Annotated in this window: 16 protein-coding genes, 1 pseudogene and 1 riboswitch; of the genes and pseudogenes, 1 reads left to right on the top strand and 16 read right to left on the bottom strand. The window is 62.7% G+C overall.

Features of this window, described 5'->3' with window-relative positions; all coding sequences use genetic code 11:
• From AC2FM3_RS13275 to miaB, 14 genes and pseudogenes are all read right to left on the bottom strand, one after another.
• Positions 1 to 187, bottom strand: a pseudogene (locus tag AC2FM3_RS13275) (phosphoribosylanthranilate isomerase); the annotation flags it as partial.
• Between the two features lie 8 nt (positions 188 to 195).
• Positions 196 to 546: a lipopolysaccharide assembly protein LapA domain-containing protein gene (locus AC2FM3_RS13270; protein WP_496682576.1), complete on the bottom strand. Its 351-nt coding sequence runs from the start codon at positions 544 to 546 to the stop codon at positions 196 to 198.
• Positions 547 to 553: 7 nt separating this feature from the next.
• Positions 554 to 838, bottom strand: a complete 285-nt coding sequence (gene ihfB / locus AC2FM3_RS13265; RefSeq protein ID WP_149775649.1) for an integration host factor subunit beta — start codon at positions 836 to 838, stop codon at positions 554 to 556.
• Positions 839 to 1,111: 273 nt separating this feature from the next.
• Positions 1,112 to 2,788 (bottom strand): 30S ribosomal protein S1, encoded by a 1,677-nt coding sequence (rpsA, locus tag AC2FM3_RS13260; RefSeq protein ID WP_496682571.1) that lies wholly within the window; start codon positions 2,786 to 2,788, stop codon positions 1,112 to 1,114.
• 320 nt (positions 2,789 to 3,108) lie between these two features.
• Positions 3,109 to 3,726: a (d)CMP kinase gene (cmk, locus tag AC2FM3_RS13255; protein WP_496682569.1), complete on the bottom strand. Its 618-nt coding sequence runs from the start codon at positions 3,724 to 3,726 to the stop codon at positions 3,109 to 3,111.
• Positions 3,723 to 5,069 (bottom strand): 3-phosphoshikimate 1-carboxyvinyltransferase, encoded by a 1,347-nt coding sequence (aroA, locus tag AC2FM3_RS13250; protein ID WP_496682567.1) that lies wholly within the window; start codon positions 5,067 to 5,069, stop codon positions 3,723 to 3,725. The genes cmk and aroA overlap by 4 nt, the downstream gene beginning before the upstream one ends.
• Positions 5,070 to 5,137: 68 nt before the next feature.
• The gene (gene trmB, locus AC2FM3_RS13245) at positions 5,138 to 5,848 is read right to left on the bottom strand and encodes a tRNA (guanosine(46)-N7)-methyltransferase TrmB (RefSeq protein WP_496682565.1); all 711 of its coding nucleotides are present in this window, start codon (positions 5,846 to 5,848) and stop codon (positions 5,138 to 5,140) included.
• Between the two features lie 127 nt (positions 5,849 to 5,975).
• Entirely contained in the window at positions 5,976 to 7,157 is a 1,182-nt protein-coding gene (gene metK, locus AC2FM3_RS13240; RefSeq protein WP_496682563.1) for a methionine adenosyltransferase, read from the bottom strand.
• A gap of 5 nt (positions 7,158 to 7,162) precedes the next feature.
• Positions 7,163 to 7,212, bottom strand: a riboswitch (SAM-SAH riboswitch).
• Positions 7,213 to 7,254: 42 nt separating this feature from the next.
• Positions 7,255 to 8,760, bottom strand: coding sequence for an apolipoprotein N-acyltransferase (gene lnt / locus AC2FM3_RS13235; protein ID WP_496682561.1), 1,506 nt, complete (start codon positions 8,758 to 8,760; stop codon positions 7,255 to 7,257).
• Positions 8,757 to 9,641 carry a hemolysin family protein gene (locus tag AC2FM3_RS13230; RefSeq protein WP_496682560.1) on the bottom strand — a complete coding sequence of 295 codons (885 nt, stop codon included), beginning with the start codon at positions 9,639 to 9,641 and terminating at the stop codon, positions 8,757 to 8,759. Before AC2FM3_RS13230 ends, lnt begins: the two co-directional genes overlap by 4 nt.
• Before the next feature lie 36 nt (positions 9,642 to 9,677).
• Entirely contained in the window at positions 9,678 to 10,172 is a 495-nt protein-coding gene (gene ybeY / locus AC2FM3_RS13225; RefSeq protein ID WP_496682558.1) for an rRNA maturation RNase YbeY, read from the bottom strand.
• Positions 10,173 to 10,207: 35 nt separating this feature from the next.
• Positions 10,208 to 11,230, bottom strand: coding sequence for a PhoH family protein (locus AC2FM3_RS13220; protein WP_496682556.1), 1,023 nt, complete (start codon positions 11,228 to 11,230; stop codon positions 10,208 to 10,210).
• 139 nt (positions 11,231 to 11,369) lie between these two features.
• Positions 11,370 to 12,035 carry an outer membrane protein gene (locus tag AC2FM3_RS13215; protein ID WP_496682553.1) on the bottom strand — a complete coding sequence of 222 codons (666 nt, stop codon included), beginning with the start codon at positions 12,033 to 12,035 and terminating at the stop codon, positions 11,370 to 11,372.
• A gap of 274 nt (positions 12,036 to 12,309) precedes the next feature.
• Positions 12,310 to 13,629 (bottom strand): tRNA (N6-isopentenyl adenosine(37)-C2)-methylthiotransferase MiaB, encoded by a 1,320-nt coding sequence (gene miaB / locus AC2FM3_RS13210; protein WP_496682550.1) that lies wholly within the window; start codon positions 13,627 to 13,629, stop codon positions 12,310 to 12,312.
• A 122-nt stretch (positions 13,630 to 13,751) separates the two neighbouring features.
• Here miaB and AC2FM3_RS13205 point away from each other — a divergent pair, with 122 nt between their 5' ends.
• Positions 13,752 to 14,615 (top strand): hypothetical protein, encoded by an 864-nt coding sequence (locus AC2FM3_RS13205; RefSeq protein WP_496682574.1) that lies wholly within the window; start codon positions 13,752 to 13,754, stop codon positions 14,613 to 14,615.
• Between the two features lie 10 nt (positions 14,616 to 14,625).
• On the opposite strand, the gene AC2FM3_RS13200 is transcribed toward AC2FM3_RS13205, so the two are convergent.
• Complete coding sequence (locus AC2FM3_RS13200; RefSeq protein ID WP_496682547.1) at positions 14,626 to 15,423, bottom strand: phytanoyl-CoA dioxygenase family protein; 798 nt, start codon at positions 15,421 to 15,423, stop codon at positions 14,626 to 14,628.
• Positions 15,424 to 15,534: 111 nt separating this feature from the next.
• A complete protein-coding gene (gene irrA / locus AC2FM3_RS13195; protein ID WP_490360294.1) occupies positions 15,535 to 15,954 on the bottom strand; it encodes an iron response transcriptional regulator IrrA in 420 nt (139 codons plus the stop codon).
• Positions 15,955 to 15,983 lie beyond the last annotated feature (29 nt).

Genomic DNA, 15,983 nt, shown 5'->3' with positions numbered 1-15,983 from the left:
TCAAAGCGACCTTGGCCACCCCCACGGGGACATGGCTTGTCAGGTCGCGCGCTGCGGCGGGTTCCAGATGCCGCGGAGATTTCGGAAAAAACACGAACCCCACATAGCGCGCGCCCGCATCAACGGCGGCACGCAACGCATCCGGTGCGGTCAGGCCGCAGATCTTGACGCTGATTTCGCCGGGCATCAGTACGCTCAGCTGGCCTCGTCCAGCAGGGCAAGCACATCGTCCTCACCCTCACTCTGTTTTTTCTTCAGCTTTTTGACCTCTCGCTCAAGCTTGCGCACCTCGGTGGATTTCACCGACGCATCGCGGCGATGCTTGTGTTCGCGCAACCACTCCCACAGGAAACCGATGACAAGACCGGCGACCACGCCGCCCAAGACCACAAGAAACAGGGGCAGGTTTGTCGAAAGATTGAAGCCCAGCAACTCGGCCAAGGCATCTGGCATCAGCTTCAACTGTACCATTTGCCGGTTGGCCAGGGAGACTGAGACCAGGACGATTCCCAGCGCCGCCAGGAACCCGTATCGAATGTAGCGCATCATGAGATCACGCCTTACCGTTCAAACGGTCCCTTAGCAACTTCCCTGTCTTGAAAAACGGCACGCATTTTTCCTCGACCTGAACGGTTTCACCGGTGCGCGGGTTGCGGCCAACGCGTGCATCCCGTTTTTTCACCGAAAATGCGCCAAAACCGCGCAGCTCGACACGGTCGCCACGTGACATGGCGTCAGTGATTTCTTCGAAAACGGTATTCACGATCCGCTCAACATCGCGCTGGTACAGATGCGGGTTTTCATCGGCAATCTTCTGAATCAGTTCTGAACGGATCATGCGTGCTACCCTCCCAGGTCACCGTGTCGTCTCGTCTACTGGTTTGGACAGTATAGGAAAAAACGCTGGCATGGGGAACGCAAACTCTGGCCGTCCGGGGCGCAATTTGCAGAAAAGAACGCGAAATTCGCGCAGCGACGTGTAATTTCGGGGAAACAAGCATGAACCTAATGCCGATTAACCCGGATTTTCAGAACGCGTTGATTCGAAAAAGAAACGGCCCCGCACGGATGTACGGGGCCGCCAATTCGGGTTTATGCCGTTGGGCCGGGCTTAGTCGCCCGACTTCAGCGCGGCGCCCAGAATGTCGCCCAGCGATGCGCCCGAGTCCGACGAGCCGTACTGTTGAACGGCTTCTTTCTCTTCGGCGATTTCGCGCGCCTTGATCGACAGGCCCAGACGGCGGGTCTTGCTGTCGACGTTGGTCACGCGGACATCGACCTTGTCACCGACCGAGAAACGCTCGGGGCGCTGTTCGGCACGGTCGCGGCTCAGGTCCGAACGGCGGATGAAGGACTTCATGCCTTCGTATTCCACCTCGATGCCGCCATCTTCGATCGCGGTCACTTCGACGGTGATGACCGAGCCACGCTTCACGCCGCCCACGGCTTCGGCGAACTTGTCACCGCCCAGGGCTTTGATCGACAGCGAGATCCGCTCTTTTTCAACATCAACTTCCGAAACGACCGCCTGAACGACGTCGCCCTTGCGGTAGTTCTGGATGGCATCTTCGCCACGCTCGTCCCACGACAGGTCGGACAGGTGCACCATGCCGTCGATGTCGCCTTCCAAGCCGATGAACAGACCGAATTCGGTGATGTTCTTGACTTCGCCTTCGACCTGAGTGCCCTCGGGGTGCGTTTCTGCAAACACTTCCCACGGGTTGCGCTGGGTCTGCTTGAGGCCCAGAGACACGCGACGCTTGGCGCCGTCGATTTCCAGAACCATGACGTCGACTTCCTGGCTGGTCGAAACGATCTTGCCGGGGTGGACGTTCTTCTTGGTCCAGGACATTTCGGACACGTGCACCAGACCTTCGACACCGGGCTCGAGCTCGACGAACGCACCGTAGTCGGTGATATTGGTGACGCGACCCTTGTGCACCGAACCCAGCGGGTATTTGGCGGCAACCAGATCCCACGGATCTTCCTGCAGCTGCTTCATGCCCAGGCTAATGCGGTGGGTTTCCTTGTTGATCTTGATGACCTGAACCTTGATGGTCTCGCCGATCGACAGGATTTCCGACGGGTGGTTCACACGGCGCCATGCCATGTCGGTGACGTGCAGCAGGCCGTCAACGCCACCCAGGTCAACAAAGGCACCGTATTCGGTGATGTTCTTGACGACACCCTCGACGGTCTGGCCCTCGGACAGGTTGCCGATGACTTCGGCGCGCTGTTCGGCACGCGATTCTTCCAGGATGGCGCGACGCGACACGACGATGTTGCCACGGCGGCGGTCCATCTTCAGGATCTGGAACGGCTGCTTCAGACCCATCAGCGGGCCAGCGTCGCGCACGGGGCGCACGTCAACTTGGCTGCCGGGCAGGAACGCAACTGCGCCACCCAGATCCACGGTGAAGCCGCCCTTGACGCGGCCGAAGATGGCACCTTCTACGCGCTCGTCGTCGGCATAGGCTTTTTCCAGACGATCCCAGGCCTCTTCACGGCGGGCCATCTCGCGCGAGATGACGGCTTCGCCACGGGCGTTTTCCGCGGCGCGCAGGTACACTTCGACCTCGTCGCCAACAGCGATTTCAGGGGCTTCGCCGGGATTTGCGAATTCTTTCAGATCGACCCGGCCTTCCATCTTGTAGCCGACGTCGATGATGGCTTGGCCCGCTTCGATCGCGATGACCTTGCCTTTGACAACCGAACCCTCTTCGGGGGTGTCCATTTCGAAGCTTTCGTTCAGGAGGGCTTCGAATTCCTCCATGGTTGCGTTAGCCATGTGGCGTTGTTTTCCTTTGCATAACGTTTTTTCTGGCCGAGCGGTTGTCTCCGCCGGTCTTGGAGTTGGTCCGGCAACCTGAAACAGTGCCACAAAACAAAGAGGGCCGGTTGTGTCCGACCCTGCTCGTCTCATTGTTTTATGGCTCAAATTGCCTTGTCGACGGGCGCTCTGTAGCAACTTGGCGGCCGCACCGCAAGGGTTTCCGGGCGATTCCGGCGCATTCGGCGATGCCATGCAGGCTCGGGCGGTCACTCCAGCGCCCGGGCGGCCACCCTGCTGTTCGCGGCCCGGCATTTTCAAACGGTTTATCCGCGGCCTCACATGCCCGAGGACAGCTTTTCCTGAATGACGGCGATCGCCTTTTCCAAAGCGGCCTCGATGCTCAGGTCCGTGGTGTCCAAAAGAACGGCATCGTCGGCCGGTTTCATCGGGGCCGTGCTGCGCTCGGCATCCCGCGCGTCGCGCTCGCGGACATCGGCCAGAACCTGCGCGCGGGTCACATCCGCGCCCTTCCCCACAAGTTCCAAATAGCGCCGCTCGGCGCGCACTTCGGGGCTGGCGGTGACGAACAGCTTCACCTCGGCCTCGGGGCAGATCACCGTACCGATATCGCGCCCGTCCAGCACCGCGCCGCCGGCCCGCCGAGCAAAGCTGTGCTGGAAATCGACAAGGGCTGCGCGCACCTCGGGAATCACCGCCACCTTCGACGCCGCCTGCGCGATCTCGGCAGTGCGCAGATCGCCCTGTTCCAACTCCTCGGCCGTCAGGGACCGCGCAGCCTCGACCGGGTCGGTGCCGTCCAGCGTGCGCCGGCCGACCGCACGATACAGCAGCCCCGTATCCAGGTGCGCCAGCCCGAAATGCGCGGCGACGGCCTTGGAGATCGTGCCCTTTCCCGCAGCGGCCGGGCCGTCGATGGCGACAGTAAAGCTCATGTGCGCTCGATCTTGGCGCCCAAGCCGTTCATCAAAGGCTCGAAGATCGGGAACGAGGTCGCGATGGGGCTGCCATCATCAACCGAGACCGCCTGTTGCGCGCCCATGCCCATCACCATGAAAGACATGGCGATGCGATGGTCCAGAAAGCTTGCGCAGGTGCCGCCGCCGGGCACGCCGCCGATGCCCAGCCCGTCGACCGACCACCAGTCATCGCCCTCGTCAACCGTGACGCCGTTGGCCCGCAAGCCACGCGCCATGGCGTCGATGCGGTCGCTTTCCTTGACGCGCAGTTCCTGGACGCCGCCCATCATCGTCTTGCCGGTCGCGTTGGCCGCAACCACCGACAGCACCGGATACTCGTCGATCATCGAGGCCGCGCGTTCGGGCGGGACGTCGATGCCCTTCATGTCGGGCGAGTAGCGCGCACGCAGATCGGCAACCGGCTCGCCGCCTTCCTCGCGCATGTTTTCATAGGTCAGATCGGCACCCATCTCGCGCAGCGTGGTGAACAGGCCGGCACGCGTGGGGTTCAGGCCGATGCCCGGCACCAGAACGTCCGAGCCCGGCGTGATCAACGCCGCACAGACCGGGAAGGCAGCGCTGGACGGATCGCGCGGCACGGCGATCACCTGTGGCTTCAACTCGGGCCGGCCGGTCAGGGTAATGACCCGGCCTTCGTCGGTGTCCTCGACCGTGATTTCGGCGCCAAACCCCGCCAACATCCGCTCGGAATGGTCACGGGTGGCTTCCTTCTCGATCACCACGGTCTTGCCGGGCGCGTTCAGGCCGGCCAGCAGAACAGCTGATTTCACCTGGGCCGAGGGCACCGGCACTTCGTACCACACCGGCACCGGATCGGCCGCGCCGACGATCGTCATGGGCAGGCGCCCGCCCGAGCGGCCCACGGCCTGTGCCCCGAACAGGGCCAACGGATCGGTCACCCGCGCCATCGGGCGCTTGTTCAGGCTGGCATCGCCGGTGAAGGTCGCGCTGATCGGGCTGGTGGCCATCGCGCCCATGATCAGGCGCACGCCCGTGCCCGAGTTGCCGCAGTCGATCACCTGATCCGGCTCGGCAAAGCCGCCCACGCCGACGCCGTGCACCGTCCATTCGCCATTCCCGTGCGAGATCACCTCGGCTCCGAACGCGCGCATCGCCTTGGCAGTGTCCAGAACGTCTTCGCCTTCCAGCAGGCCCGAGATCCGGGTCTCGCCCACGGCCATCGCCCCAAGGATCAGAGAGCGGTGCGAAATCGACTTGTCGCCCGGCACTTCGGCCGTGCCGGTCAGCGGGCCGCAGGGATGCGAGGTCATCGGGATGGGCGTGCCGTGTCCGGACATGAGGGCTCCTTTTGCGCTATCAGTGCCCCTGCCGATTAGCGAATTGGCGCCGCAGCGTCCAGCCGCAATCACCCGTTGCGGCGGAACGTCAGGTAGTGCGGCGTGCGGCCTTCACGCAGGGCTTTCTGCTCGTAGCGGGTGGAAATCCAGTCGTCCCACGGCTTGCGCCAATCCTCGGGCCCCTCGGCCAGCCATTCGAAACCGGCGCGGGGCACTTCCTCGAGTGTCTGGCGGACGTAGTCCGGGATATCGGTCGCCACGCGGAAAATCGCGCCGGGTTTCAGCACACGTGCCAGCGGCTCCAGATGCTCGGGGGTCACGAAGCGGCGGCGGTGGTGCCGCTTTTTGGGCCACGGATCGGGATAGAGCAGAAACGCGCGCGAAATGCTGGCATCGGGCAGCACGTCGAACAGGTCGCGCACATCGCCGGGATGCACCGCCAGGTTGGTCACTTCGGCCCGGCGGATCTTGCCCAGCAGCATGGCCACGCCGTTGATGAACGGCTCGGCGCCGATGATGCCGATATCGGGGTTCTGCTGCGCCTGGTGCACCAGATGCTCACCACCGCCGAACCCGACCTCAAGCCATACCGGCTTGCCGCCGAACAGCGCGTCTAGGTCGATAGGGGTGCGGTCGGGGTTGCTGTCCCAATCCACCGCGCCCGGCGACAGGGCGGCCAGGTCCTCGGACAGATAGGTCTTTTGGCTGGGCTTCAGGGTCTTGCCCTTGAAGCGGCCGTAGAAGTTTCTGCGGGGGCGTTCGGGTGACTGGGTGCTCATGCCGGTGCCCTTACTGCGGCGGCGTTTGCGTTGCAAGGGTCGGGCCGCGCCGGAGGGGCGCACTTCGAAACGGAAACGGCGCGCCACATCGGACGCGCCATGCCGTGTTTTGTTTCCCGATGCCGGCTCAGACAGCCTTTTTCAAGGCCTCGACCAGATCGGTCTGCTCCCAGCTGAAGCCGCCGTCGGCATCCGGTTCACGCCCGAAATGCCCATAGGCCGCGGTGCGCTGATAGATCGGCCTGTTCAGTTGCAGATGCTCGCGGATGCCGCGCGGGGTCAGGTCCATTACCTGCCCGACGGCCCGTTCAATCGAGGCGTCGTCAACCTGTCCGGTGCCGTGGGTGTCGGCGTAGATCGAAAGCGGCTTGGACACGCCGATCGCATAGCTCAGCTGGATCGTGCAACGCTCGGCCATGCCGGCGGCCACGACGTTCTTGGCCAGATACCGCGCGGCATAGGCCGCCGACCGGTCGACCTTGGTCGGGTCCTTGCCCGAAAACGCCCCACCCCCATGCGGGGCCGCACCGCCATAGGTATCGACGATGATCTTGCGCCCGGTAAGGCCGGCATCGCCGTCGGGGCCGCCGATGACGAACTTGCCGGTGGGGTTCACATGCCAGTCGGTCTGGTCGGTCAGCCAGCCTTCGGGCAGGATCTCTCGCACATAGGGTTCGACGATCTGGCGGATGTCGTCCGACGTCAACGCTTCGTCCAGATGCTGCGTGGACAGCACGATCGAGCTGACGCCCACCGGCTTGCCGTTGCGGTAGATCACCGACAACTGCGACTTGGCATCGGGTCCCAGCGCAGGCTCGGCGCCGCTTTTGCGAACCTCGGCCAGGCGGCGCAGGATTGCATGCGCATACTGGATCGGCGCCGGCATCAGGGCCGGGGTTTCCGTTGTGGCGTAACCGAACATGATGCCCTGATCGCCTGCGCCTTCGTCTTTGTCGCCCGACGCATTCACCCCCTGTGCGATATGCGCGGATTGCTCGTGAAGCAGGTTCGTCACCTCGACCGTTTCGTGGTGGAACTTGTCCTGCTCGTACCCGATATCCTTGATACAGGCGCGCGCGATCTCTTCGATCCGGCCCATGTAGTCATGGAGCCGCTCCTGATCCGACAGCCCGACCTCACCCCCGATCACCACACGATCGGTAGTGGCAAAGGTCTCACACGCTACGCGCGCTTCGGGTTCTTCGCTCAGAAAGGCATCGAGGACTGCATCGGAAATACGGTCACAGACCTTATCGGGATGCCCTTCGGAAACGGATTCCGAAGTAAAGGTGTAGTTCTGTCGGGACATGAAAGCGCTCCATTAAGATTTCCCCCGTCACGCCAGGAAGCCGTTGTGACGGGCATCCGACGGGATACGCCCCCAGAAACAGACGGTCAATCGGTATTTATTCGCCAACAGGCCGAACGTTGCGCCCAAGCAGCACGAACAGGCCCACCAGAAGCACAAACACCGGAAAATCCCCGAACCGCGAATAAGGGGTCGGCGGCAATGGCAGCGGCAGGCCGGCATCGACATGCCCCGCCTGGCCCAGCGGCAGCGCAGCGGTCACGTTGCCCAGCGGGTCGATCATCGCCGAAACGCCGGTATTGGCAGACCGGGCCAGCGGCAGCCCCTGTTCGATCGCACGCATTCTGGCCTGGGCCAAGTGCTGGTACGGGCCCGACCGAGTCCCGAACCAGGCATCGTTGGTGACCTGCAACAGCAGGCTGGGCCGTTCAGGTCCAGCGGCGGCAATCTGCGGGAAAATGGCCTCGTAGCAGATCAGCGGCAGAACGCTCCCCAGATCTCCGGCCCGCAACAGGCGCGGACCGGGACCGGCGCTGAATCCGCTTCCGGTCGTGGCGGCCAGGCCGCTCAGCCCGAACCGCTCCAGCAGATCGCCCAAGGGGATGTATTCGCCAAACGGCACTAGATGATGTTTGTCATACAGGCCTGCCCGCTTTCCGGATTCATCCAGATACACCACCGAGTTGTAGATTCGCAGCCCCTCGGCCCGCTGAATTCCCAGAACCATCGGGGTGCCCTGCGCGGCATCGGCAATGGCGTCGAGATAGAGCTGCGCGCTGTCCAGCCACGCCGGCACCGAGGTTTCGGGCCAGACGATCAGGTGGGGCCTGGGTTCGGCGGCCGTGAACTCGATCTGGCGCGCAAAGAAAACGGGCGTGAAGGCCGGGTCCCATTTCTGGTGCTGGGGGGCATTTGGCTGGTTCAGGCGCACGATCTTTCCGGTCTGCGCAACCGGTGGCCGCATGGCGGCATAGGCCGTAGCCAGCCCGGCACAGACCGCAATCGCGACCAAAGGTCCCACCGCATGCCGCGCCGGACGATCGCCAACCAAAGCAGCGCCCAGCGGCAGAAACAAAAACAGGGTCAGCGCACCCAGACCATAGGGGCCGACCAGGGCCAATACCTGCGCGACATACGTATCCACCCAGATCTGCGCCAGACCCGCCCAAGGGAACCCCGTCAGAGCATATCCGCGCGCAAACTCGGCCAGGGACACGGCCAGCGCCAGCAACATGGCCCGGCGGATCGCCGTTCCCCGCACCCGATGCACCAGCCCAAACGCCACCGCCCAGAACAGGGCCAGCCCGCCCGCCATGAACACGAGCGCAAACGGCGCCATCCAGCCATGGCGTTCGGGCTCAACCAGAAACGGCTCGATGATCCACGAGAGCGCATGCGAGAAATAGCCGGTCGCAAAAAACCAGCCGACTGCGGCCGCGCCCGTGCGGGTCTCGCTGGCCAAGAACAGCGGCGTCAACAGAACCAACGATACAGCAGTGGCCCACCAATACCCAAATGGCGCCAGACCAAATGCCGCAACCACACCCAGCCCGGCGGCCGCCAGGTACCGCACAGCGCGCGACCACCGCTTCGCTGGGTTCATGCAGCCATATCCGGCACCATCACGCGCAAACGCTTGATCCGGCGCGGGTCGGCATCGATCACCTCGAATTCCGGCCCGTCGGGATGTTGGACCACCTCGCCTCGCGCCGGCACGCGCCCTGAAAGCATGAAGACCAGACCGCCCAGAGTTTCGATTTCTTCCTCGTCCACGTCCTCGTGATTGGTCAGAGACCTGCCGATCTCGGCCTCGAAATCCTGAAGCGGCGCCTTGGCCTGTACGATGTAGCAGCCGGGCCGCTCCTGGACCCACATCTGGTCTTCGTCGGCGTCATGCTCGTCTTCGATCTCGCCGACCACCTGTTCGATCAGGTCTTCGATGGTCACCAGACCGTCAACACCGCCATATTCGTCGATCACCAGCGCCATGTGGCGCCGCTCGGTCTGCATCTTGGCCAGCAAAACGCCAATCGGCATGGACGGTGGCACGAACAGAAGCGGCCGAAGCATCGAGCGCAGGTCGAACGGCTTGGTACTGCCATTGAACCCGTGGGTCAGCGCAAAATCCTTCAGGTGGACGAAGCCAAGCGGCGTGTCCAACGTGCCCTCATAGACCGGAATGCGCGACAGGCCGCTCTCGCGGAAGACCTGCGCCAGCTCATCCTTGCCGATCGTTACTGGAACCGAGACGATATCTGCCGACGGTATGGCCACGTCCTCCACCCGCATCCGCCGCAGGTTGATCATGCCACGAGGCTGCACTGTTTCGGCCGCATGCCCGTTGACCGCGCCGCCCGTGTCTTCGCTGTTTGGAGAGAACGCTTCCAGCAAGCGCGAGAAAAGCCCGCTTTTCTCTTTGGTTTCGTCGCCGTTCCGTGAATGCGCGCTTTGCGCTGCCCCAGAACTGCCGTCTATGTCGCCCATTTTCCTGTTCCAGTTGATCGGGCACAAGGCCCCATGTCACGCATTATATGGGTTACCGATACCCATTTTGCCAAGTATTTCGATTTCGCACCGCTCCATTACAGTGGCGTCCTGGTCACGAACGTGGTCATAACCCAACAAATGCAACATTCCGTGAACGATCAGATGCGTGACATGGTCGTCCATCGGTTTTCCGACCTCCTCCGCCTCGCGCCGGCAGGTATCGAACGAGATCGCGATGTCGCCCAACGCGATCTCGCCGGTGAAATCCGGTTCCGGTAAGGGCGGCGTGGCACCGGGATCTTCGGGGGCCAGATCCTCGGCCGGCCAGCTCAGCACGTTTGTGGGTGCGGGCTTGCCTCGGAATTCGGCGTTCAGCTCGGCGATTCGGGCATCGTCGCAGCCCAGTATGCTGACCTCGCACAAGTCGGGGTCCAGCCCCAGATGCGCAAGCGTTGCCGAAACCGCCTTGCGGGACAGCGCCTCCAACCGCTGCCAGCGGGCATCCTCGATGGAGATCTCCAGGTTCATGTCGCACTGCTCCACGGCCGACGGGCTGTCGGATTTCAGCCGGCCTCCCGGCCTGAATCGGCCTCATACGCCTCGATGATCGCGGCGACAAGCGGGTGGCGCACGACGTCCTTGGATGTGAAGTAGTTGAAACCGATGTTCGGGATCGTCTTCAGCAACCGTTCCGCATCGGCAAGCCCCGAAGCGACGCCCCGCGGCAGATCGACCTGCGACCGATCCCCCGTGATGACCATCCGGCTGCCTTCGCCCAAGCGGGTCAGGAACATCTTCATCTGCATGGTCGTGGCATTCTGCGCCTCGTCCAGAACGACGAAGGCATTCGAAAGGGTCCGCCCGCGCATGAAGGCCAGCGGCGCGATTTCGATCCGCTTTTCTTCGATCAACTTGGCCAGTTGCTTGCCCGGCAGAAAGTCGTTCAGCGCATCATAAAGCGGCTGCATGTAGGGATCGACCTTGTCCTTCATGTCGCCCGGCAGATAGCCCAGCTTTTCGCCCGCCTCGACGGCCGGGCGGCTGAGGATGATCCGGTCCACATGCCCGCCGATGAACATCGAAACACCGACCGCCACGGCCAGATAGGTCTTGCCCGTCCCGGCCGGCCCGATGCCAAAGGCAAGCTCGTTTTGGAACAGGGACTGAACATAGGCCTTCTGCGCGTCGGTCCGGGGTTCGACCAGCTTCTTGCGGGTCTTGATTTCGACCGGTCCGCCCTTGAACATCTCGAGCTGATCGCCATCACGCGAGCCGGTGCCGGCCTCGGAGTTGCCCATCCGCAATTCGCGATCCACATCGGCGGCTGCGACATCGCGGCCACCTTCCAACCGGGCGTACAGGGCCTGCAGAACCTCAATCGCCTGTTTCTGCGCCTCCTCGTCGCCCATCACAACCAACTGATTGCCGCGGCGGACGATCTGAACAGTCAGCTTGCTTTCGATGTCGGCCAGGTTGCGGTCATATTCACCGCAAAGGTCAATCAACAGCCGGTTGTCGGGAAATTCCAGAAACGCCTCGCCGTGGGGCATTTCGTTTTGCGGTGGGGTCAGGGCACCGATGGCCAATCCGTTCTCCTGTCTTGGCGTTGTCATCCCAAGCGTAGACAACAAGGATCGGTGGGCGCAAGCCACAGTTTCAGGAATTTGCTTGGGTGTGAACAAATCCGCCAATACCGAGTGCGCGGGCACAATGCCCAACGCGGTTTCAGAACCGATAGTTCAAACCAAACCTCAGCCCTTTGTAGCTGGGTGTGGATTTCGTCGAGAAACCCGAACCGAAATCGATGACTTCCGACTGGAATTGAACATACTCGAACTCACCGGTGATGGACCAGTTGTTGCCCAACTGGTGTTCGGCCCCGATGCTGGCCGTGAAACCGTTGCGGCTGTCGTCGTTGTCGAATGATTGTGTGGTCCCACCGCTGGTGATGCTATTTGTGGTGGTGATATCGCCATAGACCAGCCCAAGCGTAAGGAAGTAAAGCACAGTACCATTGGGATTGGTCAGGCCGTTCTTGAAACGAACAGACATCACGTTGTTGATTTCAGAGCCGCCGCGAACCACCGTGCCCGCAATATCGGTCACCACGTCATCGTCCAGACCGGACCAGTCGTACCCCAATTCGAATCCGTAGACATAATCTCGGCCCCCCGTGGCGGGAACGACACCGCGCCAACCGCCGCGGACCCCGCCATAGTACCCTTTCAGATCCAGTTCTCCGATGGGGAAGGTGCGGATGGGCGTGGTCAGACCGAACCGATCGGAACCACCAGACCCATAGGCCCCGCTGATCCCGACATAGAAGGCGCTGACATCATCCGCGTACCGCTGAGGCCCGACCACCTGAGGATCGCGAACATTTCCACCCAAGTCACTCGCCGTTGTCGATGTTCCAGCCATTGCCGCCACAGCCGCGCCTGCAAGAGTCATCCGCACCTGTCGCGCGTGCGCACCCCATACTCGTTTCACTCGTCACCTCCTTCGCCCCGTGACGGACACCATCCGAGAGCGCCTGATCCCAAACCGGGCCATGCCAGCCCAAAACTCGACTGGGCCCCTCGGACCATAGGAGCAAACACTAAATCAAGGGTAAATTTGGAGACTGCGCGTCAATTCGTGGGGCGCGACAACCATCCAAAGCGAATCAGAGCAGCTCCCCCGCAAGCGAGTTCGCCCCCGACGCCGTGATCCGGACTGGCCGGAGATCGCCGGCGGACAGCTCAGCTCCGCTGACATGCACCGCGTGCAGGTACTCGGATTTCCCAACCATCTGCCCCGGCAGCCGGCCGGGTTTCTCGAACAGGACGTTCACGGTGCGACCGACCATGGCGTCCTGAACCTCGCGCTGATGCCGCGTGATCAGGGCCTGCAGACGCTGCAGGCGCTCATCCGCCTCCTGCGGATCGACCTGCGGGCGCTCGGCTGCGGGCGTGCCCGGCCGGGTCGAATACTTGAACGAATACGCATAGCCATAGCGAACCTGCTCGACCAGATCCAACGTGGCCTGAAAATCCTCTTCGGTTTCTTCCGGGAAGCCCACGATGAAATCGCCCGACATCAGGATATCGGGGCGCGCTTCCCGAATCCGCTCGATCAGACGCAGATAGCTTTCGGCGGTGTGGCTGCGGTTCATCCGCTTGAGGATCTTGTCCGACCCCGACTGCACCGGCAGGTGCAGATAGGGCATCAGCTTTTCGCAGGTGCCGTGCGCCTCGATCAGATCGTCGGTCATGTCGTTGGGGTGCGAAGTGGTGAACCGGATGCGTTCCAGCCCGTCGATCTTGTTCAACTCCCAGATCAGCCCGGCCAGGGTCATGTCGCCATCGGGACCGGCCCCGTGATAAGCGTTGACGTTCTGGCCCAGCAGCGTGATCTCGCGCACGCCGCGCTCTACCAGGTCCTGCGCCTCACGCAGGATGCGGTCGGCCGGACGGCTGACCTCGGCCCCTCGGGTATAGGGCACAACGCAGAAGGCGCAGAACTTGTCACAGCCTTCCTGCACGGTCAGGAAGGCCGTCGGGCCGCGCTTGGCCTTTGGACGGTTCTTGAGCTTCTCGAACTTGTCCTCTTCGGGGAAATCGGTATCCAGCGCCTTTTCGCCCGCACGCGCCTTGGCTTCCAGTTCGGGCAGGCGGTGATAGCTCTGCGGTCCGACAACCAGATCGACCAGCGGCTGCCGGCGCATGATCTCTTCGCCCTCGGCCTGCGCCACACAGCCCGCCACGCCGATCCTCAGATCGGGTTTTTCGGCCTTCAACCCCTTGAAGCGGCCCAGTTCGGAATACACCTTCTCGGCCGCCTTTTCGCGGATGTGGCAGGTGTTCAGCAGGATCATGTCCGCATCTTCGGGCGACTGCGTTTCCACATAGCCCTGCCCGCCCAGCGCCTCGGACATGCGTTCGCTGTCATAGACGTTCATCTGACAGCCATAGGTCTTGATATACAGCTTTTTCGGTTCGGACATGGGCTGGGCCTTCTACGTTCGCTGGACCGGCGTCGTCTATACGCATCGAACGCCGCTTGCAATGCCGGCGCAATTACCCGAATTTGACCGAGAATTCCAGCGAGGCAGGCAGCAAACAGGCGATGCAGCACGATTCTCTCGATGATTTCCTCAGATCCGGTCGGGCGGCCCTGTCCAAAGGGCCGGTGGCCCTGATCTTTGCCGAGGACGACGTGGAAATCGACGGCACGCTGCGCCATCACCTCGACCTCGGATTCAAATCGGTGATCGCTTTCATGCCGCCGGATTTCGCGATGGCGCCCGACCTTACCCAGCGCGTCCACCGGGTGTCCATGCGCTGCACCCCGCGCGAGGCGGTCTTTGACGCCATCAACCGCATCATCCGCGCGGCGCCGTCGATCTGGATGTATTACTGCTACAACTCGGAATACCTGGTCTTTCCCTTCTGCGAGACGCGATCGATTGGCGAAATGCTGACCTTTCACGCCGAAGAACGCAGAGATGCGATGCTGTGCCATGTCATCGACATCTATGCCGACGACCTGACCGCACATCCAAACGGGGTCGCCCCCGATCACGCCATGCTGGACAGCACCGGATACTACGCCCACAGCCGGCACGACCGGGATGGCACCCCGCTGGAACGTCAACTGGACATGTCGGGCGGGCTGCGCTGGCGGTTCGAGGACCGCATCCCCTACGAACGGCGACGCATCGACCGCATCGGCCTGTTCAAGACCCGCAAAGGGTTGACGCTTCTGCCAGACCACAGCTTCAACGAGCCCGAGTACAACACATATGCCTGCCCCTGGCACCACAACCTGACCGCGGCCATCTGTTCGTTCCGCGCGGCCAAGGCGCTGTGCAGCACGGCCGGGCCGGGCGGCCCGATCACCAGCTTTCGCTGGCCCAACTCGGTTCCGTTCCAGTGGAATTCCAACCAACTGCTCGAACTGGGCCTGATCGAGCCGGGCCAGTGGTTCTGAAGCCGCGCCTTCAGCGCCTCAGCAGTATCGGAAACCAGTCCTCGCGCAGACGCTGACCCGGCCGCATGTCATGGCCCGGAAAAGGCGGCGAGGTCCGCCCCGGACGCTCGACATAGCGCGCGTCGTCACCCACCAGACGCACCGAAAACGCCCGCCGACGCCGGTCCGAGCGGTTGCCCCGGGCGCCGTGCAGGGTGCGGAAATGAAAGGCGACCGCGTCGCCCGGCTCCATCTCGAATTCGACGATCCGCATCCCTTCGGCCTCGGGATCGGGCACCGGGATGTACTGGCCTTCGTCGGGAAAGAACCCCTCCTCCGAGACCCAGCGCGTCGGCAGAACCTCTTTTTCCCACAGATGCGAGCCGGCAACGCACCGCAGCGTGGCCTCGCGCACCGGATCCAGCGGCGACCAGAAACTGATCGTCTGCCGCCCCTCGACGAAATAGTAGGGCCCATCCTGATGCCACGGCGTGGCCATCGAGGTGCCCGGCTCTTTTACCAGCACATGGTCGTGGAACATCTGCACGGTTTCGGACTGCATCAGGTCGGCGGCGACCTCGGCCAGAGGCGAAGACTGGATGACCTCCTGAAACTGCTGAATGCGCGACCAGTTGCAGTAATCGTCGAAGAACCGGCCCGTCTCGCCCTTTTTCCTGTTTTCCGAGGCATAGGGGCCGGGCTGTTCCATGTTCAGGGCCACCCCGTCACGCAGGGATTGAACGTGGTCGGCGAACAGGCCTTTGACAAGAACCACGCCGTCCTTCTGAAAGGCATCGATCATCTGTGGCGTGACAATGGGATGTGGCATGATGAACTCCGGCTGACGTGCCCGGCGATCTGTGCACGATCGACGACTCAGTTCAACCGGAAGTTCCGACGTGAAATGCCGCAGACACCAAGGGGATAAAGGCCGCGCCTGTCAGGCCTTCTTGCGCAGGCGGATGACCACATCGACGGATGCGATCTCGACCCCGTCGGGCGCCTGGGGCAGACGCTGGATCACCAGCTGATCCGAGGGCGCATCACTCAGCCGGCCCTCGTCTTCCCAGAAGAAATGGGGGTGGTCATGGGTGTTGGTGTCGAAATAGCTTCTGGACCCGTCCACCGTGATCTCTTGCAGTACACCCGCATCGCAAAAGGCGCGCAGCGTGTTGTAGACGGTGGCCAGCGAAACGGCATCGCCTCTCTTTTTGGCCGACTCGAACAGGCTTTCGGCGGTGACATGGCGGTGCCGCCCATCTCCGACAAGCAGTTCGGCCAAGGCAACCCGTTGACGCGTCGGGCGCAGCCCGGCGTGCACCAACCAGTTCGTCGCAATGTCCCGGCTTTGATCCGTCATGAATTCGCAATCCGATTGTCTGATCCAAT

Source organism: Ruegeria sp. BHSB172 (assembly GCF_059613165.1).
The sequence above is the reverse complement of the archived record's forward strand: the minus strand, read 5'-3'. Positions and strand labels throughout refer to the sequence as shown.